This window comes from Jatrophihabitans lederbergiae, from assembly GCF_031845305.1.
GTDB classification, from domain to species: Bacteria; Actinomycetota; Actinomycetes; order Mycobacteriales; family Jatrophihabitantaceae; genus Jatrophihabitans_A; species Jatrophihabitans_A lederbergiae.
In genome coordinates this window covers 23,977-46,187 of record NZ_JAVREH010000018.1, presented here as the reverse complement: position 1 = coordinate 46,187, position 22,211 = coordinate 23,977, and the positions used below count along the sequence as shown (strand labels likewise).

The 22,211-nt window shown below is 69.7% G+C and carries 20 protein-coding genes and 1 pseudogene; 14 read left to right on the top strand and 7 right to left on the bottom strand.

Annotation, left to right across the window (positions count from 1 at the left end; genetic code table 11):
* Window positions 1–34: 34 nt before the first annotated feature.
* Window positions 35–571: a hypothetical protein gene (locus tag RM423_RS13830; protein WP_311423622.1), complete on the bottom strand. Its 537-nt coding sequence runs from the start codon at window positions 569–571 to the stop codon at window positions 35–37.
* A gap of 10 nt (window positions 572–581) precedes the next feature.
* Complete coding sequence (locus tag RM423_RS13825) at window positions 582–1,082, bottom strand: helix-turn-helix domain-containing protein (protein ID WP_311423621.1); 501 nt, start codon at window positions 1,080–1,082, stop codon at window positions 582–584.
* A 240-nt stretch (window positions 1,083–1,322) separates the two neighbouring features.
* Here RM423_RS13825 and RM423_RS13820 point away from each other — a divergent pair, with 240 nt between their 5' ends.
* The 14 genes and pseudogenes from RM423_RS13820 (at window position 1,323) to RM423_RS13760 (ending at window position 14,969) form a co-directional block, all read left to right on the top strand.
* On the top strand, window positions 1,323–2,363 hold the full coding sequence (locus tag RM423_RS13820) for an NlpC/P60 family protein (protein ID WP_311423620.1): 1,041 nt from the start codon (window positions 1,323–1,325) through the stop codon (window positions 2,361–2,363).
* A complete protein-coding gene (locus tag RM423_RS13815; RefSeq protein WP_311423619.1) occupies window positions 2,360–2,956 on the top strand; it encodes a hypothetical protein in 597 nt (198 codons plus the stop codon). Before RM423_RS13820 ends, RM423_RS13815 begins: the two co-directional genes overlap by 4 nt.
* A gap of 18 nt (window positions 2,957–2,974) precedes the next feature.
* Window positions 2,975–3,640 (top strand): hypothetical protein, encoded by a 666-nt coding sequence (locus RM423_RS13810; RefSeq protein ID WP_311423618.1) that lies wholly within the window; start codon window positions 2,975–2,977, stop codon window positions 3,638–3,640.
* Window positions 3,637–4,152, top strand: a complete 516-nt coding sequence (locus tag RM423_RS13805) for a hypothetical protein (protein WP_311423617.1) — start codon at window positions 3,637–3,639, stop codon at window positions 4,150–4,152. Before RM423_RS13810 ends, RM423_RS13805 begins: the two co-directional genes overlap by 4 nt.
* A 40-nt stretch (window positions 4,153–4,192) precedes the next feature.
* A complete protein-coding gene (locus tag RM423_RS13800) occupies window positions 4,193–4,954 on the top strand; it encodes a hypothetical protein (RefSeq protein ID WP_311423616.1) in 762 nt (253 codons plus the stop codon).
* A gap of 119 nt (window positions 4,955–5,073) precedes the next feature.
* Complete coding sequence (locus tag RM423_RS13795; protein WP_311423615.1) at window positions 5,074–6,195, top strand: hypothetical protein; 1,122 nt, start codon at window positions 5,074–5,076, stop codon at window positions 6,193–6,195.
* The gene (locus RM423_RS13790) at window positions 6,192–7,706 is read left to right on the top strand and encodes an SCO6880 family protein (RefSeq protein ID WP_311423614.1); all 1,515 of its coding nucleotides are present in this window, start codon (window positions 6,192–6,194) and stop codon (window positions 7,704–7,706) included. Before RM423_RS13795 ends, RM423_RS13790 begins: the two co-directional genes overlap by 4 nt.
* A gap of 18 nt (window positions 7,707–7,724) precedes the next feature.
* Window positions 7,725–9,218, top strand: a complete 1,494-nt coding sequence (locus RM423_RS13785) for a hypothetical protein (RefSeq protein ID WP_311423613.1) — start codon at window positions 7,725–7,727, stop codon at window positions 9,216–9,218.
* Complete coding sequence (locus tag RM423_RS13780) at window positions 9,215–11,086, top strand: type IV secretory system conjugative DNA transfer family protein (protein WP_311423612.1); 1,872 nt, start codon at window positions 9,215–9,217, stop codon at window positions 11,084–11,086. Before RM423_RS13785 ends, RM423_RS13780 begins: the two co-directional genes overlap by 4 nt.
* Window positions 11,083–11,505 carry a DUF4913 domain-containing protein gene (locus RM423_RS13775; RefSeq protein ID WP_311423611.1) on the top strand — a complete coding sequence of 141 codons (423 nt, stop codon included), beginning with the start codon at window positions 11,083–11,085 and terminating at the stop codon, window positions 11,503–11,505. The genes RM423_RS13780 and RM423_RS13775 overlap by 4 nt, the downstream gene beginning before the upstream one ends.
* Before the next feature lie 43 nt (window positions 11,506–11,548).
* The gene (locus RM423_RS13770) at window positions 11,549–12,472 is read left to right on the top strand and encodes a hypothetical protein (RefSeq protein ID WP_311423610.1); all 924 of its coding nucleotides are present in this window, start codon (window positions 11,549–11,551) and stop codon (window positions 12,470–12,472) included.
* Window positions 12,473–12,483: 11 nt separating this feature from the next.
* The gene (locus RM423_RS13765; protein WP_311423609.1) at window positions 12,484–12,654 is read left to right on the top strand and encodes a hypothetical protein; all 171 of its coding nucleotides are present in this window, start codon (window positions 12,484–12,486) and stop codon (window positions 12,652–12,654) included.
* Window positions 12,655–12,660: 6 nt separating this feature from the next.
* A pseudogene (locus tag RM423_RS25625) lies at window positions 12,661–12,954 on the top strand (ArdC family protein); the annotation flags it as partial.
* Window positions 12,955–13,109: 155 nt separating this feature from the next.
* Entirely contained in the window at window positions 13,110–14,969 is a 1,860-nt protein-coding gene (locus tag RM423_RS13760; protein ID WP_311423608.1) for a toprim domain-containing protein, read from the top strand.
* A gap of 726 nt (window positions 14,970–15,695) precedes the next feature.
* Here RM423_RS13760 and thrS read toward each other — a convergent pair.
* From thrS to RM423_RS13735, 5 genes are all read right to left on the bottom strand, one after another.
* On the bottom strand, window positions 15,696–17,552 hold the full coding sequence (gene thrS / locus RM423_RS13755) for a threonine--tRNA ligase (protein WP_311423607.1): 1,857 nt from the start codon (window positions 17,550–17,552) through the stop codon (window positions 15,696–15,698).
* Between the two features lie 247 nt (window positions 17,553–17,799).
* Entirely contained in the window at window positions 17,800–18,615 is an 816-nt protein-coding gene (locus tag RM423_RS13750; RefSeq protein WP_311423606.1) for a phytanoyl-CoA dioxygenase family protein, read from the bottom strand.
* 44 nt (window positions 18,616–18,659) lie between these two features.
* Window positions 18,660–19,679 (bottom strand): class I SAM-dependent methyltransferase, encoded by a 1,020-nt coding sequence (locus RM423_RS13745; RefSeq protein WP_311423605.1) that lies wholly within the window; start codon window positions 19,677–19,679, stop codon window positions 18,660–18,662.
* On the bottom strand, window positions 19,666–20,985 hold the full coding sequence (locus tag RM423_RS13740; protein WP_311423604.1) for an MFS transporter: 1,320 nt from the start codon (window positions 20,983–20,985) through the stop codon (window positions 19,666–19,668). Before RM423_RS13740 ends, RM423_RS13745 begins: the two co-directional genes overlap by 14 nt.
* 5 nt (window positions 20,986–20,990) lie before the next feature.
* Window positions 20,991–22,205, bottom strand: coding sequence for a hypothetical protein (locus RM423_RS13735; RefSeq protein WP_311423603.1), 1,215 nt, complete (start codon window positions 22,203–22,205; stop codon window positions 20,991–20,993).
* Window positions 22,206–22,211 lie beyond the last annotated feature (6 nt).

The window sequence follows — 22,211 nt, the reverse complement described above, 5'->3', positions numbered from 1 at the left end:
ACGATTTCAAGGTCGTTGAGAACGTCGGCAAGTCTCAATCTGCTGAGCTGCCCAGCGTGCGGCGCATGGTCTGGCGCAGGTGGGCGGTGGCCGGATCGTCATCGTCAGCGCTGGGCGACTGGCGCTGCTCGATCAGCAACTTGAGCCGGTAGGCAATGAATTCGGCTTCGCGCTCCTCCACGGAGTCGAACCGGGAGCTGCGGGAGAAAATGGTCCGCGCGGCGTCGGGTGCCGTCGTCAGCGCCTCCATGTCCCCTCCCGCGAACGGTTGCCCGGCCGAGGGGTGGTCGTGACCGCAGAGCATGTGGCCTACTTCGTGGAAGACGTTGAGTTCGAGATAGAACACGCTCTGCGTGGGCGCGTAGAAGATGAAGTCCCGGTCTCGGTCCTTCCACCACTTCGCACTGACGGAGTTAGTGAGTTCGGGTGCCTCGGCGAGCACGATCTCTCGGCCGCGGCGATCACCCAGTGATCTCAGGAAGCCGTCGAGGTCCCAGGGGGCGGGGATTTCGATTCCGCGCAAGGCAGCGTCGCAACGACGGCGCAACTGCCGTTCGCTGGTCCACTTCACTGCGCTGCTCCTAGGTCTCCTCGTTGGTGCTCTGCTGAGGCTTGTCTTGATTATCCGCGCGCAAACCAGTCGTTAGGTCTCGAACGCGGTCCAACAGTGAATGAATCACATCGAGGGTGTCTTCATCGACCGTGTTGCCGCGCATGGCCACGTGTTGGAGGCCGCTGGCGGCTAGATCGGTCAGCTTGTCGAGCTGGCCACGGACGCGTTCGGCTTCCTGCTGATCACTGAGGAAGGCGGGGCTGACACCGAAGAACCTCGCGAGCCCTTCAAGGTGCCGCAGGGTTGGGTTGTCTCGTCGGCCTGATCGAAGCATCCAGATGTAGTTGCCGGAGATGTCGAGGCCCTGATCCCTGGTGATGGCCTCGGCCACATGGTCATAGCTGTAGGGCCGTTGGCCCTGAGGGTGAACCGTCCGGAACAGGTAGTCCAACCGGCCCGCGAAGGTGTCGAGGGACGTCGTCGGCTCACCGCCACCCTGAGGCTGCAGGTCAGGTCCGGTCTCTGTCACGCGCGCTCTGCCCCTCGTCTCCGAGCTGTGGCACCAACCTCTGTGGCCACGGTGGCGACGTTAGCAGTTTGCCTATGGCGTTTGACAGAGCAGCGACCAGCGGGCCTATAGTTCTGACTGGTGTTAGACGCAAGGTCCGCTTTTGTCTTCTGAGGCGAGGCGTGGGCCTAAGTCTGACATGAGATGCCCGTTTCGGGATAGGCCCGATCTGGACTGACGCGAGCGAACTGGGAGGCCAGCATGAGGGGTGCCGCTCCCTTCGCTGCGGCCGCTGGCCTCTTACTGGTCGTGCCTGTGGTGGTTGCGGTCCTACTGGGTGGCGGTGCGTCCACGCCGGCGCAGGCGGCGGTGGGGGGTCTGGGTCACGGGTTGAAGGCTGGGACGGCGCCGGCGGCGTATGTGGCGCTGGTGTCGGCGGCTGGGGCGATGTGCCCGGCGGCGCCGGCGTCGGTCATCGCGGCGCAGATCGAGCAGGAGTCCGGTTGGAATCCGAAGGCGGTGAGCCCGGCGGGTGCTGAGGGCATCTCGCAGTTCTTGCCGGGGACGTGGCCGTCGTGGTCGAAGGCGGGGGAGAGCCCGTTCGATCCGGCCGCTGCGATCCCGGCCCAGGGTCGTTATGACTGCTCGATCGCGGCGCAGATGCAGGCGTGGCAGGGCCAGGGCAAGGTGCCGGCGTCGTTGACGTTGACGGAGTTGATGCTGGCCGGTTACAACGCCGGCCCCTACGCGGTGCTGTCCGCGGCGGGGATTCCGCAGAACGGTCAGACCCCGGGCTACGTCGCGGCCATCACTGCTCGGGCCGCGCACTTCGCGGACACGACCGGGGTCGTGCCGGGCGGCGGCCCGTTCGCCGCGAAGGAGATCGCGGCGGCGCAGTCTCAGATCGGCCAGCCGTACTCCTGGGACGGCGGTACCTACACCGGCCCGACTCTGGGCCAGTGCACCAACGATGGCGGCTTCAATGACTGTCACATCGTCGGCTGGGACTGCTCCGGGCTGGTGATGTATGCGGTCTATCAAGCCTCGGGCGGTGCGATCAAGTTGAGCCACGACGCCCAAGCCCAGGGTGATGCCGGCAAGCCGGTGGACCGCGACTCGATGCTGCCCGGCGACGTGATCGCCTTCGCGAATCCGGGGGAGTCGGTGGCCCATCACATCGGCATCTACATCGGCAACGACCAGATGATCGACGCCCCGCAGAGCGGGGAGCTGGTGCGCATCGACTCCCTGACCAGCGGCTACTACCAAGCCCAGCAATGGAAGGTGGCGAGGTTCGGATGACCGCCTCTCGACAGCTTTGCGTCGTGGTCGGTCTCGGCCTGGCGGCGGTGCTGCTCACCGGGTGCGGGCGACTGACCTTGACCCCGGCCGCAACCTCCAGCGCCAGCTCGGCGTCGTTGTTGAGTGTGAGCCCCTACCCCTCGTCGAGTTTTTCCGGCACATCGCCTGTGCCGGTTCCGTCGCCGGCCGCGGTGAGCGGCGCCGGCGTCGATGCGGTGGCGCTGGCGGCGGTGAAGGCCATCGAGTCATCGGACACGAGGCTGGATGCTGACCCGAACGACACCGCGAAGCGGGCCTCGGCGTGGCTGACGCCGGCCTTTGCGCAGCAGGTCCGGGCCTATCCGCCGGTGGCGGCACCCGGTGCGACCTGGAACCGGTGGGCCGCGCACCACGCCTACGTCGAGGTCACCACGTCGCTGGCCGGTGATGACCACCCCGTCGACAGTGCGACGGCGGCCTACCGCCAGGTGGTTGCCGTGCTGCATCCGGTCGGCCGAGACGGCTGGGTCGGCCCGGCGCAGACCGTTGTCGTGTTCGTGACCCTGACCCCCGTTCACGGCCAGTGGCGACTGGCCAACGAGCAACCGAGCTAGCTACCTAGGAGGTTTGGTGTGGCCAAGCGAATAACCAGCGTGCTTACCCGGCCGGCGCACCGGCAGAACGCACTGTCCGCACCCCGCAGCGACGTGTTCTCCCCGCCGCCGGCCGATCGGTTGCTGCCCGTCCACAGCACCCGGATCGCGGCGCTGACCGAGCACGCGTCGTGGGCATTCGTGGCGGTCCACGGCGGCTCGGGGGCGGGCTTGCTGACCCAGCTCGCCCGTCATCCCTACGACCTGGCCCTGGCGGCCGCGGTGGCCGCTGGCCAGCCTCCCCTTGGGCTACCCGCGTTCGCCGTCAATGCCGGCCGGGCCTGGCCCGATCCCATCCTGGAACGCACCACTTGGGTGGTGGTGGTGTGCCGCACCACGATGCGGGGCCTGGGGCGGGCGCGCGACGCGGCCGCGCAGTACCTCGCCGGCCGCGCCCCGGACGGCGTGCACCTGGTCGGAGTTGTCACCATCGCGGACCAGCCTGGGCGGCTGCCGCAACCGATCGCGGCGGCCAAGGGCCTGCTCGCGGGCGTGTTCCCGCACACCTGGCACGTCCCGTACGTGCCGGAGTACCGCCTGCTCACCGGCCTGCCCGGTGAGGAGTGTCCCGCGACACACCCAGCCGTCGACGACGTGTTGGCCGCCATCCGCACCACCGTCACCCCGAAAGGACACCTCGCATGACCACCACCGCGGCGGCCCGCATCCTGGCCGACAACAACGCGTTCAACTCCAACCCCCTCGCGATTCCGGGCGTCACGAATCTGCAAACGATCATCGGTTACGTCTGCTGGATCGCCACCGCGCTGTGTCTGGTGGGTCTGATCATCACCGGGGCGATGATGGCCGTGTCCTACCACCGCGGTAGCAACGAGCACGTGGGCCGCCTCGGCGGCGTGGCAGCTGGCTGTCTCGTGGTCGGCGCCGCGTCACCGATCGCCGGCGCCATTCTCGGCTTCAATTTGTTCACCTCGACCCCGCAGGCGATCCCGGGCTTGACGGGGGTGCAGACCGTCATCTCCTACGTCTCGTGGATCGCCGCGGCGCTGTGCCTGATCGGGCTGATCGTGGCTGGCGGCATGTTGGCCGTGTCCTACCAGCGGGGCAACTCCGAACACGCCGGTCGCCTGGGCGGTGTGGCCACCGGGTGCCTGATCGTCGGCGGGGCCTCCACCATCATCGGCGCGCTCATCTGATGCGCCCAGAAACCGGGCAGGATCGTGAAAAATGCCGCTCATGACTAACAACGAGCCGTCCCGCCCCGAACCTGCTCCCGCAGACCGCGACTGGTTTGGCGGGCGCCGCTGGACCGGTATCGCCGCGATCGGCTTCCTGATCCTTGTCGTCCTGTGCGTCGCCGTCGTGCTGATCGTCAACCACGGCAACAAGAAGAACGGCCCAGTCGCCACCGGCGGTGGCCCGGCGACGACCACGATCGGGTCGTCCAGCAGCTCTGGGCCGGCGTTGCCGACGACTGTGCCGAGCGCTGCGCCAGCAGGCGTCACCTGGTCGATCTATCAAACCGTCGCGCTGCCCTCGCTGCCCGGCGCTGGCCCGAGCAAGGTGACCGGTGCCATCGCCACCGGTTACGCGCACACACCCCTCGGCGCGCTCTTAGCCGCAACTAACGAGGGATTCCGCTACGGGTTAGCGCCGGATGCGGAGTTCCGTAGGGCCGCTGACGCGATGTTGATTCCCGGCCCTGGTAAGGAAGCCTGGCTGAAAACTCGCGCAACCCACCTCTACGGAGCTGGTGGCGCGGCTGGCAACGATGTGCTGTCTCAGATTGCTGGTTTTCAGTTCGTGTCCTACACGCCGTCTGACGCTGTGATCCAGGTAGTCAACCGAAATTCCGACGGCACGCTCCAGGTAGGCGCCGACCACGTGAGCTGGGACGGCTCCGACTGGCGGTTCGTTCCAGCGTCCGATGGTGGACAGGCCGCGAACCTGCAACAAGTTGACAGCCTCGCCGGCTTCATCGAGTGGAGGGGTGTCTAGCGATGCCGGGTCTATGTGATGTTCCTGGGGTGCGCGAGGCGTGCAAGGGCGTTGGTGGTGTGGCTGGCGCTGCTGCGAGTAGTGGCTTTCAGGCTGTTGAGGATGCGTTCGCTAAGGGGTTGGCGGACGTGATGAAGGCGTTGATGACGTTCTGGATCAACACTCCGGAGCCTGATTTGTCGTCGTCCTCGGGGGTGATCACGACCTTGGACAACCTGACTAGACCGTTGGTGGCATTCGCCGCGGTGCTGGGTCTGCTGGTGGGTGGCGTGCGGATGGCGTGGACCGCCCGGGCCGAGCAGTCCGGCCAGTCGATCCTTCGTGGGCTGTTGCTCATGACGATCGTGACCGCGGCCGGCGCAACCATCGTCGAGGTGACGCTGACGGGCTTCGACCTGCTGGCCAAGTCGATTCTCGACAACGGGTTCGACGGGCATTCGGTGGGCGAGAGGTTGACCGCGCTGGGGTCCCTGCCGGGTGTCGGCGGCGGTCTGGTGTTTCTGTTGGCGTTCTTCGGGATGATCGCCTCGCTGGTGCAGGTCGGGATCATGCTGGTCCGCGGCGCGATCCTGGCGGTGCTGGTGGGGATTCTTCCGGTGGCGGCGGGTTCGTCGATCACTGAGGCCGGCTATTCGTGGTTCAAACGGTTGTGTGGCTGGATTTTCTCGTTCGTGCTCTACAAGTTGGTGGCCGCGATCATCTACGCCGCGGCGTTCACGATGATCGGCGACGCGAAAGACCTCGCTGGGATCGTGTCCGGGTTCTCGCTGCTCATTGTGGCGATTCTGGCGTTGCCGGCGCTGCTGCGGTTGTTGCCTCCGTCTGCTGAGGCGATGGGCGGCGGCAGCGGTGGTGCGATGGCCGGGATGGTCGCCGCGGCCGCGACGGGCGCGGTGAGCCTGTCGGGCAACGGCAGTGGCGGTTCGTCTGGTCCGACGCCCACGGCGTCGCCGGGTTTGAAGGGCGAGGGCGGGCCGTCCGGGTCGAGCGGGACGAGCGGTAAGTCCGCCGGCAGTCAGGCGTTGCCGTCCGGCGGGAAGGCTGCGAGCGGTGCAGGGCAGGCCGGCGCTTCGGGTGCTGGCGCTGCCGGCGCCGGAGCTGGCGCTGGAGGAGGCGGAGCCGCTGCGGGTGCTGCGGCGGGGGCCGGCCCGGTGGGGGCCGGTGTCGGGGTTCTGGAGAAGGTTCATTCGGGCGCGAAGTCCGTGGCCAACGGTGCCGTAGGTGAGGGAGGGTCGCAGTGAGTGCCGGTGTCGAGGTGAAGGACCGGACCTATGGCGGGTGGCGCCGGCCGGCGTCGCCGGGTGTGGGTCCGTTGAAGCTGATTCCGACGATGGTCATGATGGCCGGGCTTGGGATGACGTTGTTGGTGTCGATGGTGGCCGGGTTGTGGTGGGCGCTGGGGTTCGCGATGGTCGCGCTCCTGGGCGCTGGGCCGGCGGTCATCCCGTTCCGCGGACGGACGGTGTATGCGGAGTGGTCGAAGTCGGCGCGGTGGCGCCGGCACCAGCGTCGCGGGCGCAACATGTATCGCTCCGGGCTGGCCGGCGTCACCCCCTCGGGCACCCGGTCGCTGCCCGGGCTGCTGGCCAAGGTGAAGGTGTGGGAGGCCACGGACGCGATCGGCCGGGACTTCGCGTTGGTCGAGATTCAGGCCGCCCACCAGTGGGCGGTGGTGATGCGGGTCGCCGCCCAGGGCGGCGCGCTGGTCGATTCGGAGACCAACGACGTGTGGGTCGCCTCGTGGGGGGAGTACCTGGCACTGCTGGGCCAGGAGGGCGGCGTGGTGCAGGCGGCCGCGGTGGTGGAGACGATCCCCGACGCCGGGGCGATGCTGTACTCCCACGTCGCCACCCAGATCCGCGATGACGCGCCCCAGTTCGCCCGTGACGTGGCGTTCTCCGCGGCCGCGGAGCTTCCCGTGGATGTCGCCGACACGGTCGGCTACGTCACGCTGACGTTCACCGAGCGGGGCCTGGGGATCGACCGGAAAGGCTCCGATCAGACCGCGGCCGCGGTCGCCGAGGAGGTCGGCCGGCGGCTGCCCGGATTGTCGGTGGCGCTCAAGGACGCCGGGGCGTCGGAGGGCCGGCCGTTGTCGGTGGCGCAGCTCTCGCGCCGGGTGCGGGAGGCCTTCGATCCGGCGGTGGCGGCCGAGCTGGCCGAGTCCGAAGCCGAGGGCTTGCCGATCCACGTCGAGTTCGCCGACGCCGGCCCGTCCGCCCACGACGAGACGGCGTTGTCCTACCGGCATGACTCGGGCCTGTCCCGGACGTATGAGGCGTTGCAGGTGCCACCGGGTGTGGTGCGCGATGCGCATATGGAGCGGTTGATGGGGCCGATGCGGACCGCCCCGCGTAAGCGGGTCACGTTGCTGTACCGGCCGGTTGACGCCGGCCGGACCGCGGAGACCGTCGATCGGGATTACAAGTCCGCGATCAACCGCGCCGGGCGGCGCAAGGGCCTGGTCCATGCGCACGACTCAGCCGACCTGCGCTCGGCCCGCCAAGCCACCGAGGAGGAAGCAGACGGCGCCGGGGTGGTGTCGTTCTCGGTCCTGGTCACCGTCACGGTGACCGATGACGACGCCTTTGACCGGGCCTGCACCACGATCGAGCGCGCCGGCCGCGGCGCCCGGTTCCGGCTCTCACCCGTGCGCGGCGCGCAAGCCGCGGCGTTCGCCGGGGCGTTGGGGATCGGCCTGTCGCTGCCTGACCTGTCGGTGCTGCCGCACGTGGCCCGCGAACACATCTGAGAAAGCGAGTAATCCGTTATGACCAAGCCCAGCTCCCGCAGCTCGCGGCACGCGCGGCCGATCCGGCGCCGCAAGTTCATCCTCAAGAACGGCATCGCCGCGCCGGGCGGTGGGTCGACGGCGTTCGTGCCGGTGCCGCTGGAGTGGCGCGGCACGACCCGGCAGGTGTGCGGGCTGTTCCCGTGGGCCAGCCCCGGCCAGCTCCCGCTTGAGGGGGCGCCGATCGGGCGGCACCAGAAGTCCCGTGCCGTGATCTGCTTCGACCACGTGTCGTGGTTCCTGGCCCACCGGATCGCCAACCCCAGCGTGTTGATCATCGCCAAACCGGGCCTGGGCAAGTCCACGCTGGCCTCGAAGCTGATGCTGTGGCTGGCCGCGTTGGGCTACATCGTGTTGATCCCGGGCGACACGAAGCCGGACTACGTGGAGTTCACCCGTCGCCTGGGCGGGGACCACCGGGTGGTGGCCCGCTCCGGCGGGGCCGCTTTGAATCCGTGCGACCCGGGCGGGATGGCGGCGGCCGCCGCCCGGATCGGTGGCGCGGCCGGCGCGACGCTGCTGGCCGAGGCCATCGGCAAGGCCACCGTGTGCATCTCGGCGCTGGTGGAGCTGGGCCGCAAGGGTCCGGTGGCCGACTACGAGGAGGCCGCCATCTCGGCCTGCCTGAGGCTGCTCTACACCCGTAACGAGGGTGCGGTTCCGGTGCTGCGCGAGGTCGTCGAGCTGCTGGAGACCCGGCCCAACGCGGTGCGGGCGGTCATCCTCGACCGCGGCGTCGACGAGGCCTATGACCGGCTCGTCGACCCGCTGCAGCGCTCCCTGCGGGCGCTGCTGGACGGCCAGTTCGGCGACGTGTTCGCCCGCCGGGTGCAGCGCACCGCCGACCGGCCGCCGGTCGTGAACATCGACACCTCCCGGATCAAGGCCGGTGACCCACGGTTCCTGGCCGCGGTCATGATCGCGGCCTGGTCAGACATGTACGGCATGGTCGAGGCCGACCAGGCCCTCGCCGACGAAGGACTTGCCCCGCGGCGGCTGTACTGCCTCACCCTGGATGAGCTATGGCGGGTGCTGCGCCTGGGCGGCACCATGCCCGACCGGGTGAACGAGCTGACCCGGCTCAACCGCACCCAGGGCGTCGGGCAGATCATGATCACCCACTCCATCCGCGACCTCGCCCCCGGGCGCAACTCCGAGATCGAAGGCATCGAGGAGCGGGCCGGCGCCATCGTGATCGGCGGCGTGCCGAAGAAGGAACTGATCGCCCTGGACTCGGTGGTCACCCTGACCAACGCCGAACAGAACGCCATCCGCGAATGGTGGTCCACCTCGGTGTCGGCGCTGGAACGCAACGAGGTCCCACCTGGCGCCGGCAAGTTCCTCATCAAAGCTTCCAGCGAGGACCCGGGCATCCCGGTCGACGTCGTGCTGACCTCGGCCGAGACCGAGTGGGGCGGGCAGAACACCAACAAGGTGTGGGGCGGCGGCCGCGGGGCTGGGGATGCCCGATGACCCGGCTCGCGGCCGGCGGCCAGGTCCGCCCGAAGGGCTCGTCGGGGCCGGAGTGGCTGTGGTGGCTGATCCCGGCCGGGTTCGTGCTGGCGGCGGCCGCCTCGAGCGCGGTGTTCCTCGGCGGCCGGCTGGCCTCCGGCGTGACCGGCCACGGCTTCCGCGGCCCGAAGTGGCGCCTGGCCGGCCCGGGCGACCTGGTCCACCACGCCGCGGCGTGGCCGGGAGTGCCGGCCGGGCTCCTCTGGGCCTGTGCGGTGCTGGTGTTCCTGGTGGCGGCCGCGGTGGTGACGGCGCCGGTGGTCCTGTTCATCCGGGGGGCGCGCAAGGCGCGGCCGGCGGCCCGGTCGATGGCCACCCGGGCCGACGTGGCCACCCTGGACACCAAGCGTGCCGCGGCGGTCGCGCTGCGGCTGCGGCCCTCCCTCGCCGAGCAGTGCAAGAGAGCCGGCGACGTCGCCCAAGCTCAGCGCGGCGTGACCTTGGGGCGGCTGCTGCCGGCGGGCCGGCTGCTGCAAGCCTCCTGGGAGGACGTCATCCTGGCCATCTTCGCCCCTCGCACCGGCAAAACCACCAGCCTGGCGGTGCCGACGATCCTCGACGCACCCGGAGCGGTGGTGGCCTGCTCGAACAAGGCCGACCTGTACCTGGCCACCGCGGCTCTTCGGGAGGCCGACACCGGCTGCCGGGTATGGGTCTTCGACCCGCAACACATCACCCACACCAAGCAGGAGTGGTGGTGGAACCCCCTCGGCGGGCAGATGAGCATGGATGACGCCACCCGCCTCGCCGGGGGTTTCGTGATGGCGGTCGCCGACGATTCCAACCGCGAGATTTGGGGACCGGCAGCGAATGAGCTGCTGTCCAACCTGATCTTCGCCGCCTACCTAGGACGGCTGACGCTGCTGGATGTGTATCGGTGGCTGTTCGACGAGGCCACGGAGGAGCCGGTCAAGCTGCTGCGCACACATGGCCATAACGCGGCCGCGAACTCCCTCGCCGGCACCCAAGGGCTGCCCCCGGAGACCCGCGGGTCGGTGTACTTCACCGCCCGCTCGGGCACATCCTCTTTGCGCGACAACGACATCTCCCGGTGGGTCACTCCCCAGGAGGGCTTGGTCGAGTTCACACCGGCAGAGTTCGTCGAGACCCGCGAGACCCTGTACCTGCTGTCCAAGAACGTCGCTGGCGGCACGTCGGCCGCCTCGCTGGTGTCGGCGCTGACGACGGAGGTCCGGGTCGCGGCCGAGCGGGCCGGCGAGCGCCGCGGCGGGCGGATCGACCCGCCCCTGGTGCTGGTCCTCGACGAGGTCGCCAACATCTGCCGCATCCGCGACCTGCCCGAGCAGTACAGCCACATGGGCTCCCGCTCGATCATCCCGATCGCGATCCTGCAGTCCTACGCCCAGGGCGAGCGGGTCTGGGGAAAAGCCGGCATGAAAGAGCTGTGGGGCGCGGCCACGGTCAAGCTCATCGGCTCCGGCGCCGATGACGCCGACTTCGCTGAGGACATCTCCCGCATCGTCGGTGAGCACGACGTCGACGTGCTGTCTTTCAGCCGGGGTCAGGGCGGCGGCTCGTCCTCGACGTCGACGCGGCGGGAACGGATTCTGCCGGCGGCCGGGGTGCGGGCGCTGCCCAAGACCCATGCGGTGTTGCTGGCGACGGGCATCAAGCCGGCGATGATCCGGCTGCTGCCCTGGTATGACGGTCCGCGTAAGGCCGCGATCGCCGCGGCCGAGAAGGAGGCCGCGGCTGCCCTCCAGTCTCGAGCCAGCACCGCGGCCGGCGGCGCCCCGGCTCGAGGGATCTCCTTGAGCGCCGGCGAGTCGTCGATGACACGGTTCGAGCCGGGCCGGCAGCCGGCATGACCGACCCCGGCCCTGACTGCGGGCTCGGCGAGGAGATCGGCGTCGACGAGCTGCTCGCCGGCGAGGCGGCCGACCTGATCGAGCCGTTGTGTGAGGACGTGCAGACGTGGGTCGAGCACGTCTACGCCCCGGTCTACGTCCGCAAGATCAGCCAGACGCAGCGGTGGTGCCCGTCGTGGTGGGCCCACGGTGAGGCGATCATCCGTCTGACCGCGTTGTGGCGCAGCTGGGAGGCCGCGCGGGTGTCGGAGGAGGCCACCGGCATGACCGATTGGCTGCGCACCTGCTTCGACGCGATCAACCCGGTGCTGCTGGCGCCGGACGGCCCGTTCTCCTCCTGCACCAACGACCGGCACAGCGATCAAGCCCCGATGCCCACCGCGCCGGCACCGCCCGGGCACTGGGCCGACACCGACTAACAACTGAGCGAGCTAGCAAGTGCTAGCAGAAAGCGAGCACGTGATGGATGAAGGACCGGAGCGGGAAGCCTCGGCCAAGCTGGCCCAGCACCTGGCCGTGGCGGTGCAGGTCGCGGGGGCCGTGATCCGGCTGCGCCAGGAGCGCACCGAACAACGCGCAGCCGGCATCGAACAGGCCGCAGCCGCGGCCCGCGCCGAACTGACCGCCCAGCACACCGCCGACAGGATGGTGTGGTCCCACGCCCTGGACTCGACAGGCCAGGCCGACCTGCACGAGCTGGGCCGGGCCTGGGGCGCCGCCGCAGGCTGGGGAGACACCGACCCGGCCGCGAACGTGGCCGCCACCCGCGTCGAGACGCGGCTGGGCGAGATGGCGCCGAACGCGATGGCCCGCTTCGACGAGCTGCGTGAATCCGGCGCGGACCGGATCGGGGCGATGCGCGACGTCCTCGCCCACGTCGCGGCGGAGAGCAGCTACCAGCCGCGGGTGTTCGTCGGCGAACCCGGGCGCAGCGACAGCGCCGGTTCAGCGGGGCAAGCCCGCGTCGATGAGCACGCCGGCGGTGTGTCGGCCGGAGCGTCCCATGAGGACGAGGAAGGCGGGTGGCAGGCCAGCGCCGACCCGGCGGCAACCTCGGCCGCGACTGGGCATTTGCCGGCCACGCCCGGGCAAGTCCGCTACCTCACCCACCTCATCGAGCGGGACCCGGACCGGTCCGCCGGTGGGCCCACCACGTCGGAGGACCTCGCGCAGCTGAGCAGGGCCGACGCGTCGGCCTACATCGAGACCCTCGGTGGTGGCCCGCGGTACTGGCGCACCACCGACGCCGGCTATCCGCACCCGGCCGACCTGGCGGCCGAGAGCTACCCGCGCCCGTATGTCGAGGTCAGCCCGGCCGGTGCTGGCAAGCCCGCCACGGCGGCCGCTACGGCCACGAAAATCAAGACCCGCACCCTGAGCCGATAGGAGCACCCGCCATGACCGAGCAGACCGAGCAGAGCACCCCGCGGCCGGCGGCTGTGCCGGTGGACTTCACCGCGGTCCTGGCCGCGATGCAGGATCAGATCGATGACCTGACCTCCGTCGTCGAGGCCCACGCACGGCGCCTCGACGAGCTGGACGGCCAGGCCAAGGCACGGAAGGTCTGACCCGCGGTGGCGGGCAGGTACCGGCGCCCGATCACGCCGGAGCAAAAGGCCAAGGCCTTGGAGGCGCGGGAGGCGAAGCTCGCCGGGCTGCACCAGACCCTCACCGAGCAGGTGTCAGCGCTGGCGGCGGGGCCTGAGTGGCAGCGCTGGTTGGACGTGGCCGCGAAGTTCCACAACTACAGCTTCAACAACACCCTGCTCCTGCTCGCCCAGAAACCCGACGCCACGCAGGTCGCCGGCTACAACCTGTGGACCGAACTCGGCCGCCAGGTGACCAAGGGCGAGAAGGGCCTGGCGATCCTGGCCCCGGTCACCCGCAAGGTCGACGAGCCGAGGACACCCCTGACGCGATCACCGCCGCCGCAGAGTCCTCGTCGGCGGCGCCCGGCGACGGGCCGGTCGAGGCGAGCGGCCCGCGGCGGGTCGTCGGTTTCCGACCCGTCTACGTATGGGACGTGTCCCAGACCAGCGGCGAGCGACTGCCGGCACCGCCGATTCCGCAGCTGCTCGCCGGGCACGCCCCGCAGGGCCTGTGGGACGCCCTCGCCGCTCAGTGCACGGCCGCCGGTTTCACCGTCACCCGAGCACCGATTGCCGGTGACGCCGGCCCCAACGGCTACACCGCCTACGCCACCCACCAGGTCGTCATCCGCTCCGACGTTGACGAGGCGCAAGCGGTCAAGACCCTGGCCCACGAACTCGGGCACGTCCTGATGCACGACCCGGCCGGGTTCGAACGCGGCCAGACCGGCAGCTGCCGCGGCAACCGCGAGGTCGAGGCCGAATCCCTGGCCTACCTGGTGGCCGCCGACCACGGCCTGGACACCGCTGAATACACCTTCGCCTACGTCGCCGGCTGGGCCGCGCAGACCGGCGATGTCGACGCCGCGCTGCGCGCCTCCGGCGCCCGCGTGCTGGCCACCGCGCACCAGGTCCTCGACCGCACCCACGACCACCTCACCACCGAGCCGGGGGCGGTGGTGGCCAGCGACGCCGACAAACTCGCCACCCGTACCGCGGCCGGCGCGGAACGCACCGGCGCACTGCGCGCGAGGGCAGAAAACCGCGCGCAAGATCCCGAGCATGATTTTCTGCACCGCGACCGACTCGTCGCAGCCAACGCGGCCGCGGCCGCCTACTACGCCAGCCAATACCCGGCCTCCTGGGCGCGGGCCTACCTCGACACCCGGCTCGGCAGCGCGATGCTCGACGACCCGGCCGGTCACGTGGGCTACGCCCCGGCCGGCTGGACCCACCTGACCGAGCACCTGCGTAGCCAGGGTTTCGCCGACGCCGAGATCCTCGGCGCGGGCCTGGGCACACGCGCCTCTACGGACCGGGTCGTCGATCGGTTCCGGGATCGGCTGATGTTCCCGATCGAGGCCCGCACCGAGGGCGGCGGCCGGGAAGTGGTCGGCTTCGTCGGCCGCCGCAACCCGAGCCTGGACGTCAGCACCGACACCCGCAACCCGAAGTATCTAAACACCGGCCAAACCCCGCTCTACACCAAAGGGCAGCACCTGTACGGCCTCGCCGAGAACACGGCTGTCCTTGATCGCGGCGGTCTCGGGGTCCTCGTCGAAGGACCGATCGACGCCCTCGCCGTCGACCTCGCCTCCGGCGGCATGATGGCCGGCCTAGCACCGCTGGGCACCGCCCTGACCGACCACCAGGCCGGCCAGCTCGCCGACGCCCTCGGCGCCGCCAGGGACCGGATCGTGGTCGCCACCGACGCCGACCCGGCCGGTGTACAGGCCGCCGCCCGCGCCTACGAGCTGTTGACCGCGCACGGCCTCGACCCTCGCGGCGCGCCACTGCCGGCCGGGATGGACCCGGCCCAGCTCGCCGAGCTGCACGGGCCGGCGGTCCTCGTCGACCGGCTGGCCACCGCCGAATCGATCGGCCGCCAGCTCGTCGACCAGGCCCTCACCGGGCGCGAACTGACCTGGCCCGAGGACCGCGTAGCGGCCGCACGGGTCGCCGCCGGCATCATCGCCAAGGCGCCGCTCGATACCTGGCAGCGGGAGCTAACAGCTGTCAGCAAGCGGACCGGGCTACAGGAAAGCACGCTGCAAACCGTCCTCGCCGAAAGAATCGGCGCGCCCGATACGGATGATGATGCCCTGGGGCGACTCACCGGCCGAGACCGACGTGACGACCTCGATCGCGGCCAGCACGTCACCGCCACCGCCGCCCAACTGGCCGCGATGAGCACCCCGCGCAGCGCCGACATCCGGCCCGCCACGGCGCGCCCAGCCGACGACGCCCGGCCGTCGCACCGTCTCACGGCCACGCAGGCCCGGAGCCGGCACTAACTGCGCGGCGGCACAGCCCCTCGGCCGCTGCCGCCGCCTTATCGGTGCGTTCGGTGTCGCCTTGATCGGGCGCACCCGAAACGGCTTTGAACCGAGCGACATTGCCGGCTCATCGCAGATGAGGGTGTAGTCGGGGTCTGAACCCGCCGGTGTCGAGCAGGGCGCGGGTGATGTAGTTGGCGAGGTTGCGGAAGCTCAGACCCGTCACATCCGGACGATCCACGAACAGCCGTTTCAGTTCGTCGGCGTTTTCGCTAGTCCACACTGGCCGACCGGGCGTGAACGCCGAGTCGTGTCGACCGTATCCAGCCGAAATGACGGAGTGCGCCGCCCGCTCGACCTTGACCGTTACCGGCCGTCCCAAGTTTGGTGCGTCATCTGCGGTCTGCGCATCCGTCATCGCGTACCTCCTATGGCGAACCTAGGCCCAACCGGACAGATGACTTCGCGTCTGTCACGCGCGGCGCGCATCGTGGCTGAGCCGCAGGCGGGTCTGACCCGGTTCAGTCCCTGTCCGCCTGCGATGACGTGGTTGCCGCTCGAGATCAGAACGCACGCAGACGAAACGCTGCGCGGGTGGCGGCCAGAGCCTCAGCGCAGGCGAGCGGCCGCCTACCGCCGCCGCATCGGCGGGCACCGTCGACGCCATCTATGCCGAAGCGCTCGACGCTCGGCGCTTTTTCCGTGACAGTGCTGACGCCAGCCGTGACGTCCGCGGACGTCACGTCAGGAGCTGGTCGCGCCCGCTTCGGCCGCAGCCGGTGCTTCGGCCGGGAGGACGTCGGCGAACGCCGTCTCGGTGCTGTTGTCGAACTGGCGGACGGATCGCACCATCCGCTCGACGACCTCGGCTCGGGTTAACGGCGGCACCTGACCGCCCTCGCGCAGCTTGACCGACAACTCCGAGCCCTCTGCCTCCTGGGCACCGACGACCAGCACGAACGGGTACTTGGCCATCCGAGCGCGCCGGGCGCGGGCGCCGAGCGTGCCAGTGGTCGCCGACCACAGATCGGCGCGGAGACCAGCAGCGACCAGCTCCTCGCGCAGAGCCTCGGCCGCCGCCTCGTAGTCAACGGCGACCGGTAGGACGATCGCCTGCCGCGGAGCGAGCCAGGGCGCCAGTGCTCCTGCGGTGTGCTCGAGCAGGATGCCGACGAAACGTTCCAAGGACCCGTAGATGACGCGGTGGATGACCACCGGGGTGACTTCTTGGCCCTGGTCGTCGGTGTAGACGCACCCGAAACGTCGAGGGAGCTGGAAGTCCAGCTGGATCGTCCCCATCTGCCACTCGCGTTCGAGCGCGTCCTCCATCAGGATGTCGATCTTCGGTCCGTAGAAAGCACCGTCGCCCTCGACGACGATGTACTCGCCGGGCGCCCGCTCCTCCAGCACATCCCGCAGCGTCGACTCCGCGAGATCCCAGGTCGCGACGTCGCCGATGAATTTCTCCGGCCGGGTGCCCAGGCGGAGTCGGTACTTCAGTCCGAACACGCCGTAGAACCGATCGGCGATGTCGAAGATGCGCTGGATCTCGGCGCCGATCTCCGCCTCCGGCAGGAAGATGTGCGCGTCGTCCTGCCGGAATGCCTGCACCCGTAACAGCCCCTGCAGGGTTCCCGACCGCTCATTGCGGTGCAGGAGGTCGCAGTCCGACAACCGGAGCGGCAATTCCCGGTACGAGGTGGTCTTGCGGTTGTAGACCACCATGGCGTTGGGACAGTTCATCGGCTTGACCGCGTAGGTGCGGTTGTCGCCGTCCGGGATGACGAACATGTCGTCGACGTAATTCTGCCAGTGCCCCGAGGTCTCCCATAGGGACTTCTCGTTGATCAGCGGACTGCTGATCTCCTGGTATCCGCGGGCCTCGTGCTCGTTCCGCCAGAACTCCAGCATCGTGTTCAGCATGCGCAGGCCGTCGGGCAGCCAGTACGGCATGCCCGGTGCCGACTTGTCGAACATGAACAGGTCGAGTTCGCGGCCCACCTTTCGGTGGTCGCGTCGCTCGGCCTCGGCACGAAGGAACAGGAAGTGGTCGAGTTCCTCGCGCGTGCCCCAGGCCGTCCCGTAGATCCGCTGCAACATCGGACGGCTCTCGTCGCCGCGCCAGTAGGCACCCGCCACGGTCAGCAGCTTCACCGCGTTGGGATCGATGTCGCGGGTGTTCGCGATGTGCGGACCGCCGCACAGGTCGAGGAAGGTGTCCTGCTGGTACGTGCCGAGGACCGGCTCGCCCTCGAACGGCTCGCCATGCGCATCGACACCGCCGTGGACGATTCCGTCGATGATCTCCAGCTTGAACGGCTGGTCGGCGAACAGCGACCGCGCTTCGTCCTCGGAGACGTCGCGCTGGACGAAGTCGTGGTTGCCGCGCAGGATTTTCTTCATGCGCTTCTCGAGCCACTTCAGGTCGCCCTCGACGACGGGGCGCGGCAGGCTGAAGTCGTAGTAGAAGCCGCGCGCCGTCGGCGGACCGATCGCGAGGGCCACGTGACCCTCGGGCCCGAACCGCTCCCGCACGGCTTGCGCGAGCACGTGGGCACTGGAGTGCCTGATGCGCTTGAGCTGATCGTCAGAGCTTGTCATGCCTGCCTTTGAGATGTCGTCACCAAGTAAGGCGTCAGCTTAGCCTCGGCCCGCCGAGCAGCGCTCCGGCGGCACGGGCACCCGGCCAGGGACACCGGTGCGCAGGCTGTGACGCCGATACCCGGCAGCGACCGGCGAGATCCCGCATTCCCACTCACCCTTGTCGATCATCAACCACCGCTCGGCGAAGTCGGCGGCGAGCTGCTCGTCGGCGCGGTCGAACCATCCCAGACCGCCCCGGCCCGCGTCAGGCCGGCGGCGGGGCGAGCGGGTTGACGCCCAGCGCGTCACGCCCGCTGATCAGGATGTTGCGGTGGCCCGGGAAGTGCGAGCGGACCCGCACCTGCGGCAGCGTGATCCGCACAGCCAGGCCCAGCCGCGCCTCGTCGGTCTCGTTGGGCCACGACGCGTGCAACGCGCGGTCGCCGAACACGGCGGCCTCGCCCGCCGCCAGGGGTGCGTCGATGGCGCGGCTCTCGTCGATGTGCTCCTCGCGGGTCAGCAGGGTCGCCCGCTGCCCGGGGCCGGACGGGGCGCCCGGCAACACCTGCGGCATGCCGGGGACGAAGCGCAGGCAGCCGTTGGCCCGGGTGGTCGGCGTCAGCGCCATCCACACATTGAGATGCAGCGGGGGCTCGAGGCCGTAGGACTCGTGCGCTCCGAACACGCCGCCAAAGTCCTGGTGCCAACGGAATCCCGCGCCGCCCGGCGGCTTCGCGATGATCGTCGACCGCCACAGCAGCAGATCGTCGCCGAGAATGCCCCTGGCCAGGTCCAGTACCGGCGGCGCTGTGCACAGGTCGAAGACCACCCGGCTGTCGAGATGGCGCGACTCGACGAAGGGGACGCTGCTCTGCGTGCCCGAGACCGACGCGAGCCGGCCGCTGGACTGCTCCTGCGATGGCGCCGGCGCGGGGCCCGGCCGCGTCAAGACGTCGCGCACGGCGGCCAGGAGGGGCGGACAGTCGTCCGGGGGGAAAACGGTGATCGGGTGCACGACGCCGTCGGCGAGATAGGTCGCGACCAGCTCGTCGGTCGAGCGGCGGTCGACTTCCCCACTCATCGGTGCACCGTCCTTGTCCGTAGCGGTAGTCACCGGCAGGACTCTCATGCCAACTCCGCGACCACGAGCGTGAAGACGAAGCGCTTCGAGGTGTAGGACTCGAGCGAGTCGCGCAGGACCCGCTCACCGAAGAAGCGCTCGTACACCCGGCGCTGCGCGCCCTCCTGTGCGGCGACGAGGGGGCCGGTGATAGCCGGCATGCGTCGCAGCGCCTCGATGATGCCGGCGGTAAGGTCCTCGTGGGTGACGATGGTCAACCCCGCGGCGGCGATGGCGTCAGTGAGCTCGCCGACCTGCTCCGTCCACCACTCGTCCGCGAACAGCAGCCGCCCGCCCGGCCGGAGCACGCGAGCGACCTCGGCGAAGAATCGCTTGGGGTTGGGATAGCAGTGCGCCGACTCGATGTTGATCACCGCGTCGATGCTGTCGTCGTCCACGGCCATCGACTCGGCGTCCCCGACCCGGAAGTCGATCTCGCTCGGTTGCACCGCGCGCGCGAACTCCACATTGTTCTCGGATTGCTCGACGGTGGTGTAGCTGCTCGGGAGGTGCTTGCGGACCACGAAACCTGCGCCGCCGCCTCGACCGCTGCCCACCTCGAGAACGTCTCTGCCGGCCAGTGGCATCCGGCTCGCGACCATGTCGTAGAGATTCGCGGAGTAACGCCACACGTCCTGACCGCCCGGCAACCATTCTCGCAGGTCGGGGTCGGGCGCGCCCACCTCCTGCCAGCCCATATTCATGAAGGTGAACCACGGATCAGGCAGCAGGAACGTCTTCAGGTCGTACTTCAGCGAGTAGAGGATTTTGGCGTTCCGGATGTCCGCCCAGCGGCCCAGCGCGGGATCGTCGTCCGGCGCGGCGGACTCGTCGATGCGCTCGAGCACGCTGTCGATCGTCGCTGTGTCGACCGACGCACCATCGGCGCGGGTGTTGACGTAATCGGCAATGCGCGCCGAACCGTCCGGACCTGGCTGCGGGAACCAGGTCAGGCTGTCGAGCAGGTGCAGGCTCTGCTCCAGGCTCAGCGGGTGGAAAAGCTGCTCGAGCTCAGCTCGACGCATGATTGGGCTCCTCTGATCGTGGGGACGGATCGGGGTCGGCGGTATCGGCGTCCTCGCGGGTTCGGTCGCGCTGCGCCCATCGCACAGCGGCGGGCATCGCCAGGCCGGGAACGAACAGCAGGGCTGCCAACAGGATCCAGCCGGGTACACCGAGCCCGATCACCAAGCCGGTCAGGACGAGCGGCGCGACAGCTCGCGAGGCGCCGATACCGAGGCCGAACACGGCCTGGTACTCGCCGTGCGCGCCGTCCCGTCCGAGCCCGAACGATAGGCCGAACCCACCCGCGGCATGCAGCAGCTCACCGCAGGAGTGTACGACCACCGCGCCGAAGAGGACAAGCAGCGCTATCGGTGCATGTCCGTGATAGCTCAGCGCGAACAGCGCGCAGGATCCGACGAACCACAGGCCGGAGCGGCGCACCGCCAGGGCCGCGCCGTCGGCCGTGCGCGAACCCCGCGCCAGCGCCTGCTGGAACAGGATGACGATGATTGTGTTGGCGAACAGCAGCGGGCCGAGCCAGCCCTTCGCGACGTCGGTCTGCAAGGCGACCCACAGCGGCAGCGCCGTCGGCAGGACGTCGTACTGCAGCGAGATCACGCCGGACAGCACGGTGACGACGACGTAGGGGCGATCTCGCAGCGCGCTGCGCGGGGCTGTGGCCCCCCCGGTTGGTGCGGCTGTCTTGACCGGGCTCGACGCAGACGCGGACACAGTGGCCGTCGCCGGAACCAGCGTGACGAGCAACAGGGCGGCGACCAGGTAGGTGCCGGCGTCGACCACCATCAACGCGTCGTAGGTACCGGCCGTGCCGGCGCCGATCAACGCGCCGCCGATGAGCGTGCCGATCGCCAGGCCGACGTTGGTCACCGAGCGCAGGAACGCGCGCGACGCGACCCGGTACTCGACGTGCTTCTTGGTGATCTGCGCGACGAGCGCGCCACGCGCCGGCGCCGCCGACGAGTTCCCGATGGCGAACAGGACGGCGACGACCTGGAAACTTGGGTAGGAGCCCGCGACCAGGTAGAGCAACGTAACAACGCCCTGCGTGCACAACAGGACAGTGAGCACGCGCCGTGGCCCGAGCCGGTCGGCGAGCCGGCCCATCGGCACGCTCACGACCAGCGCCGCGATGCCGGCCGCGGTCAGGCCGAAACCGACCTGGGCAGCAGAGAGGCCCACGGAGTGGATGAAGAACAGGATGCCGCCGACAGCGAACAGGCCGTCGCCGGCGGTGTTGACGAGCGTGACCGCCGCCAGCGATCGGACAGCCGCGACGGGCGGCGCAACCCGGGAAGGCAGCCGCACCGGCGTCACGCCACGGAGAGCGAGAACATCGACCAGAGATCGCCGGCGGTGGCGACGGCGGCAACCTCCGTGGGCGCCTCGTACACGACGATGCCGGCCCAGGACGTCGAACCGGCTGGACGCTGGACCGTGTCGCCGACCTCCATCTCCATGTGCACGGCATGCACATACGGCAGCGCCAGCAAAGCGGCGCTGTCCGTCATCGAGACCACCCGTCCGTTGCGGGCCGGCAGGCCGCACCAAGCCGCCACCCCGTCCGGCAACCGGCGGTTTGTGGGCACAGCCGTTCCGCGTCGCGGGTCGGGCGTCACGGTCGGACCCAGGCAGGAGTCGAGGTAGCGCTCCCAGAGATCGACGCCTGTGCCTAGCGCGACCGCCTCGACGATCCCGCCGCCGGCCGGCCGCGCCGCGACCTCACCGACCACAGGGCCCTCGACGGTGTCGAAGAACTCGAGGTGGCACACGCCGTCGGTGAGCTCGAGCGCGTCGACCACCCGTTGCGCGAGAGCGACTCCCGTGTCATGCCGATGGCCAGGCCCGAGCACCACCGAACCATTGGCGCCGTTGCTGCCGAGCAGCGGCGCCATGTAGCGCGAGGTCGCAGCGAAGACGACGGCACTGTCTGCGACCTGGAAGTCGCAGTGCAGCTCGGCGCGCATCTCGACGAACGATTCGACGATGATGTCGCCCACGCGTGGCACACCGTCTTCGTCGGCGAGCCCGGCGCGCAGCTCCCGGTCGTCGACGAGGCTGACCGTGTGCCGGGACCCGGAGCCGATGGCCGGTTTCACGACGACCGGGAACCCGACGTCGCGACACAGCTCGCCAACCTCGGTGGCGGTGCCGCTGGCGTGGTTGGCCACCGGGATACCGGCCGCGGCGAGGTCGTCCTTCATGCGGGCCTTGTCGATGAAGCGCGCCGCAATGGCGGTACCGATGCGCCTGTCGGGATCGCCGATATCGAAGTAGTCGCGCAGCGTGGCGGCGGCCAGCACCGACAACTCACCGAGCGGCACGACCGCATCCGCGGTCTCGGCGCCGGCGGCGCGGGCGACCGCGAGCACCTCGTCGATGCTGCCGAGGCCCTGGACCGTCTGCGTCGGGAGGTCTTCGTACAGGTGCGCCGCGCCCTGGTAGGCGATCACCGACACCTCGTGGCCGCGCGCCAGAAGTCGGTCGACGGGACCTCGGTGACGCGAGGCAAGAACCACGACGTGCATGTGCGA

Coding starts and splice junctions, on each gene's coding strand:
- RM423_RS13785 (WP_311423613.1), top strand. CDS start 7,725: ATGACCAAGCCCAGCTCCCGCAGCTCGCGGCACGCGCGGCCGATCCGG.
- RM423_RS13775 (WP_311423611.1), top strand. CDS start 11,083: ATGACCGACCCCGGCCCTGACTGCGGGCTCGGCGAGGAGATCGGCGTC.
- thrS (WP_311423607.1), bottom strand. CDS start 17,552: ATGACAAGCTCTGACGATCAGCTCAAGCGCATCAGGCACTCCAGTGCC.
- RM423_RS13770 (WP_311423610.1), top strand. CDS start 11,549: ATGGATGAAGGACCGGAGCGGGAAGCCTCGGCCAAGCTGGCCCAGCAC.
- RM423_RS13780 (WP_311423612.1), top strand. CDS start 9,215: ATGACCCGGCTCGCGGCCGGCGGCCAGGTCCGCCCGAAGGGCTCGTCG.
- RM423_RS13750 (WP_311423606.1), bottom strand. CDS start 18,615: ATGAGTGGGGAAGTCGACCGCCGCTCGACCGACGAGCTGGTCGCGACC.
- RM423_RS13805 (WP_311423617.1), top strand. CDS start 3,637: ATGACCACCACCGCGGCGGCCCGCATCCTGGCCGACAACAACGCGTTC.
- RM423_RS13820 (WP_311423620.1), top strand. CDS start 1,323: ATGAGGGGTGCCGCTCCCTTCGCTGCGGCCGCTGGCCTCTTACTGGTC.
- RM423_RS13800 (WP_311423616.1), top strand. CDS start 4,193: ATGACTAACAACGAGCCGTCCCGCCCCGAACCTGCTCCCGCAGACCGC.
- RM423_RS13735 (WP_311423603.1), bottom strand. CDS start 22,205: ATGCACGTCGTGGTTCTTGCCTCGCGTCACCGAGGTCCCGTCGACCGA.
- RM423_RS13815 (WP_311423619.1), top strand. CDS start 2,360: ATGACCGCCTCTCGACAGCTTTGCGTCGTGGTCGGTCTCGGCCTGGCG.
- RM423_RS13765 (WP_311423609.1), top strand. CDS start 12,484: ATGACCGAGCAGACCGAGCAGAGCACCCCGCGGCCGGCGGCTGTGCCG.
- RM423_RS13745 (WP_311423605.1), bottom strand. CDS start 19,679: ATGCGTCGAGCTGAGCTCGAGCAGCTTTTCCACCCGCTGAGCCTGGAG.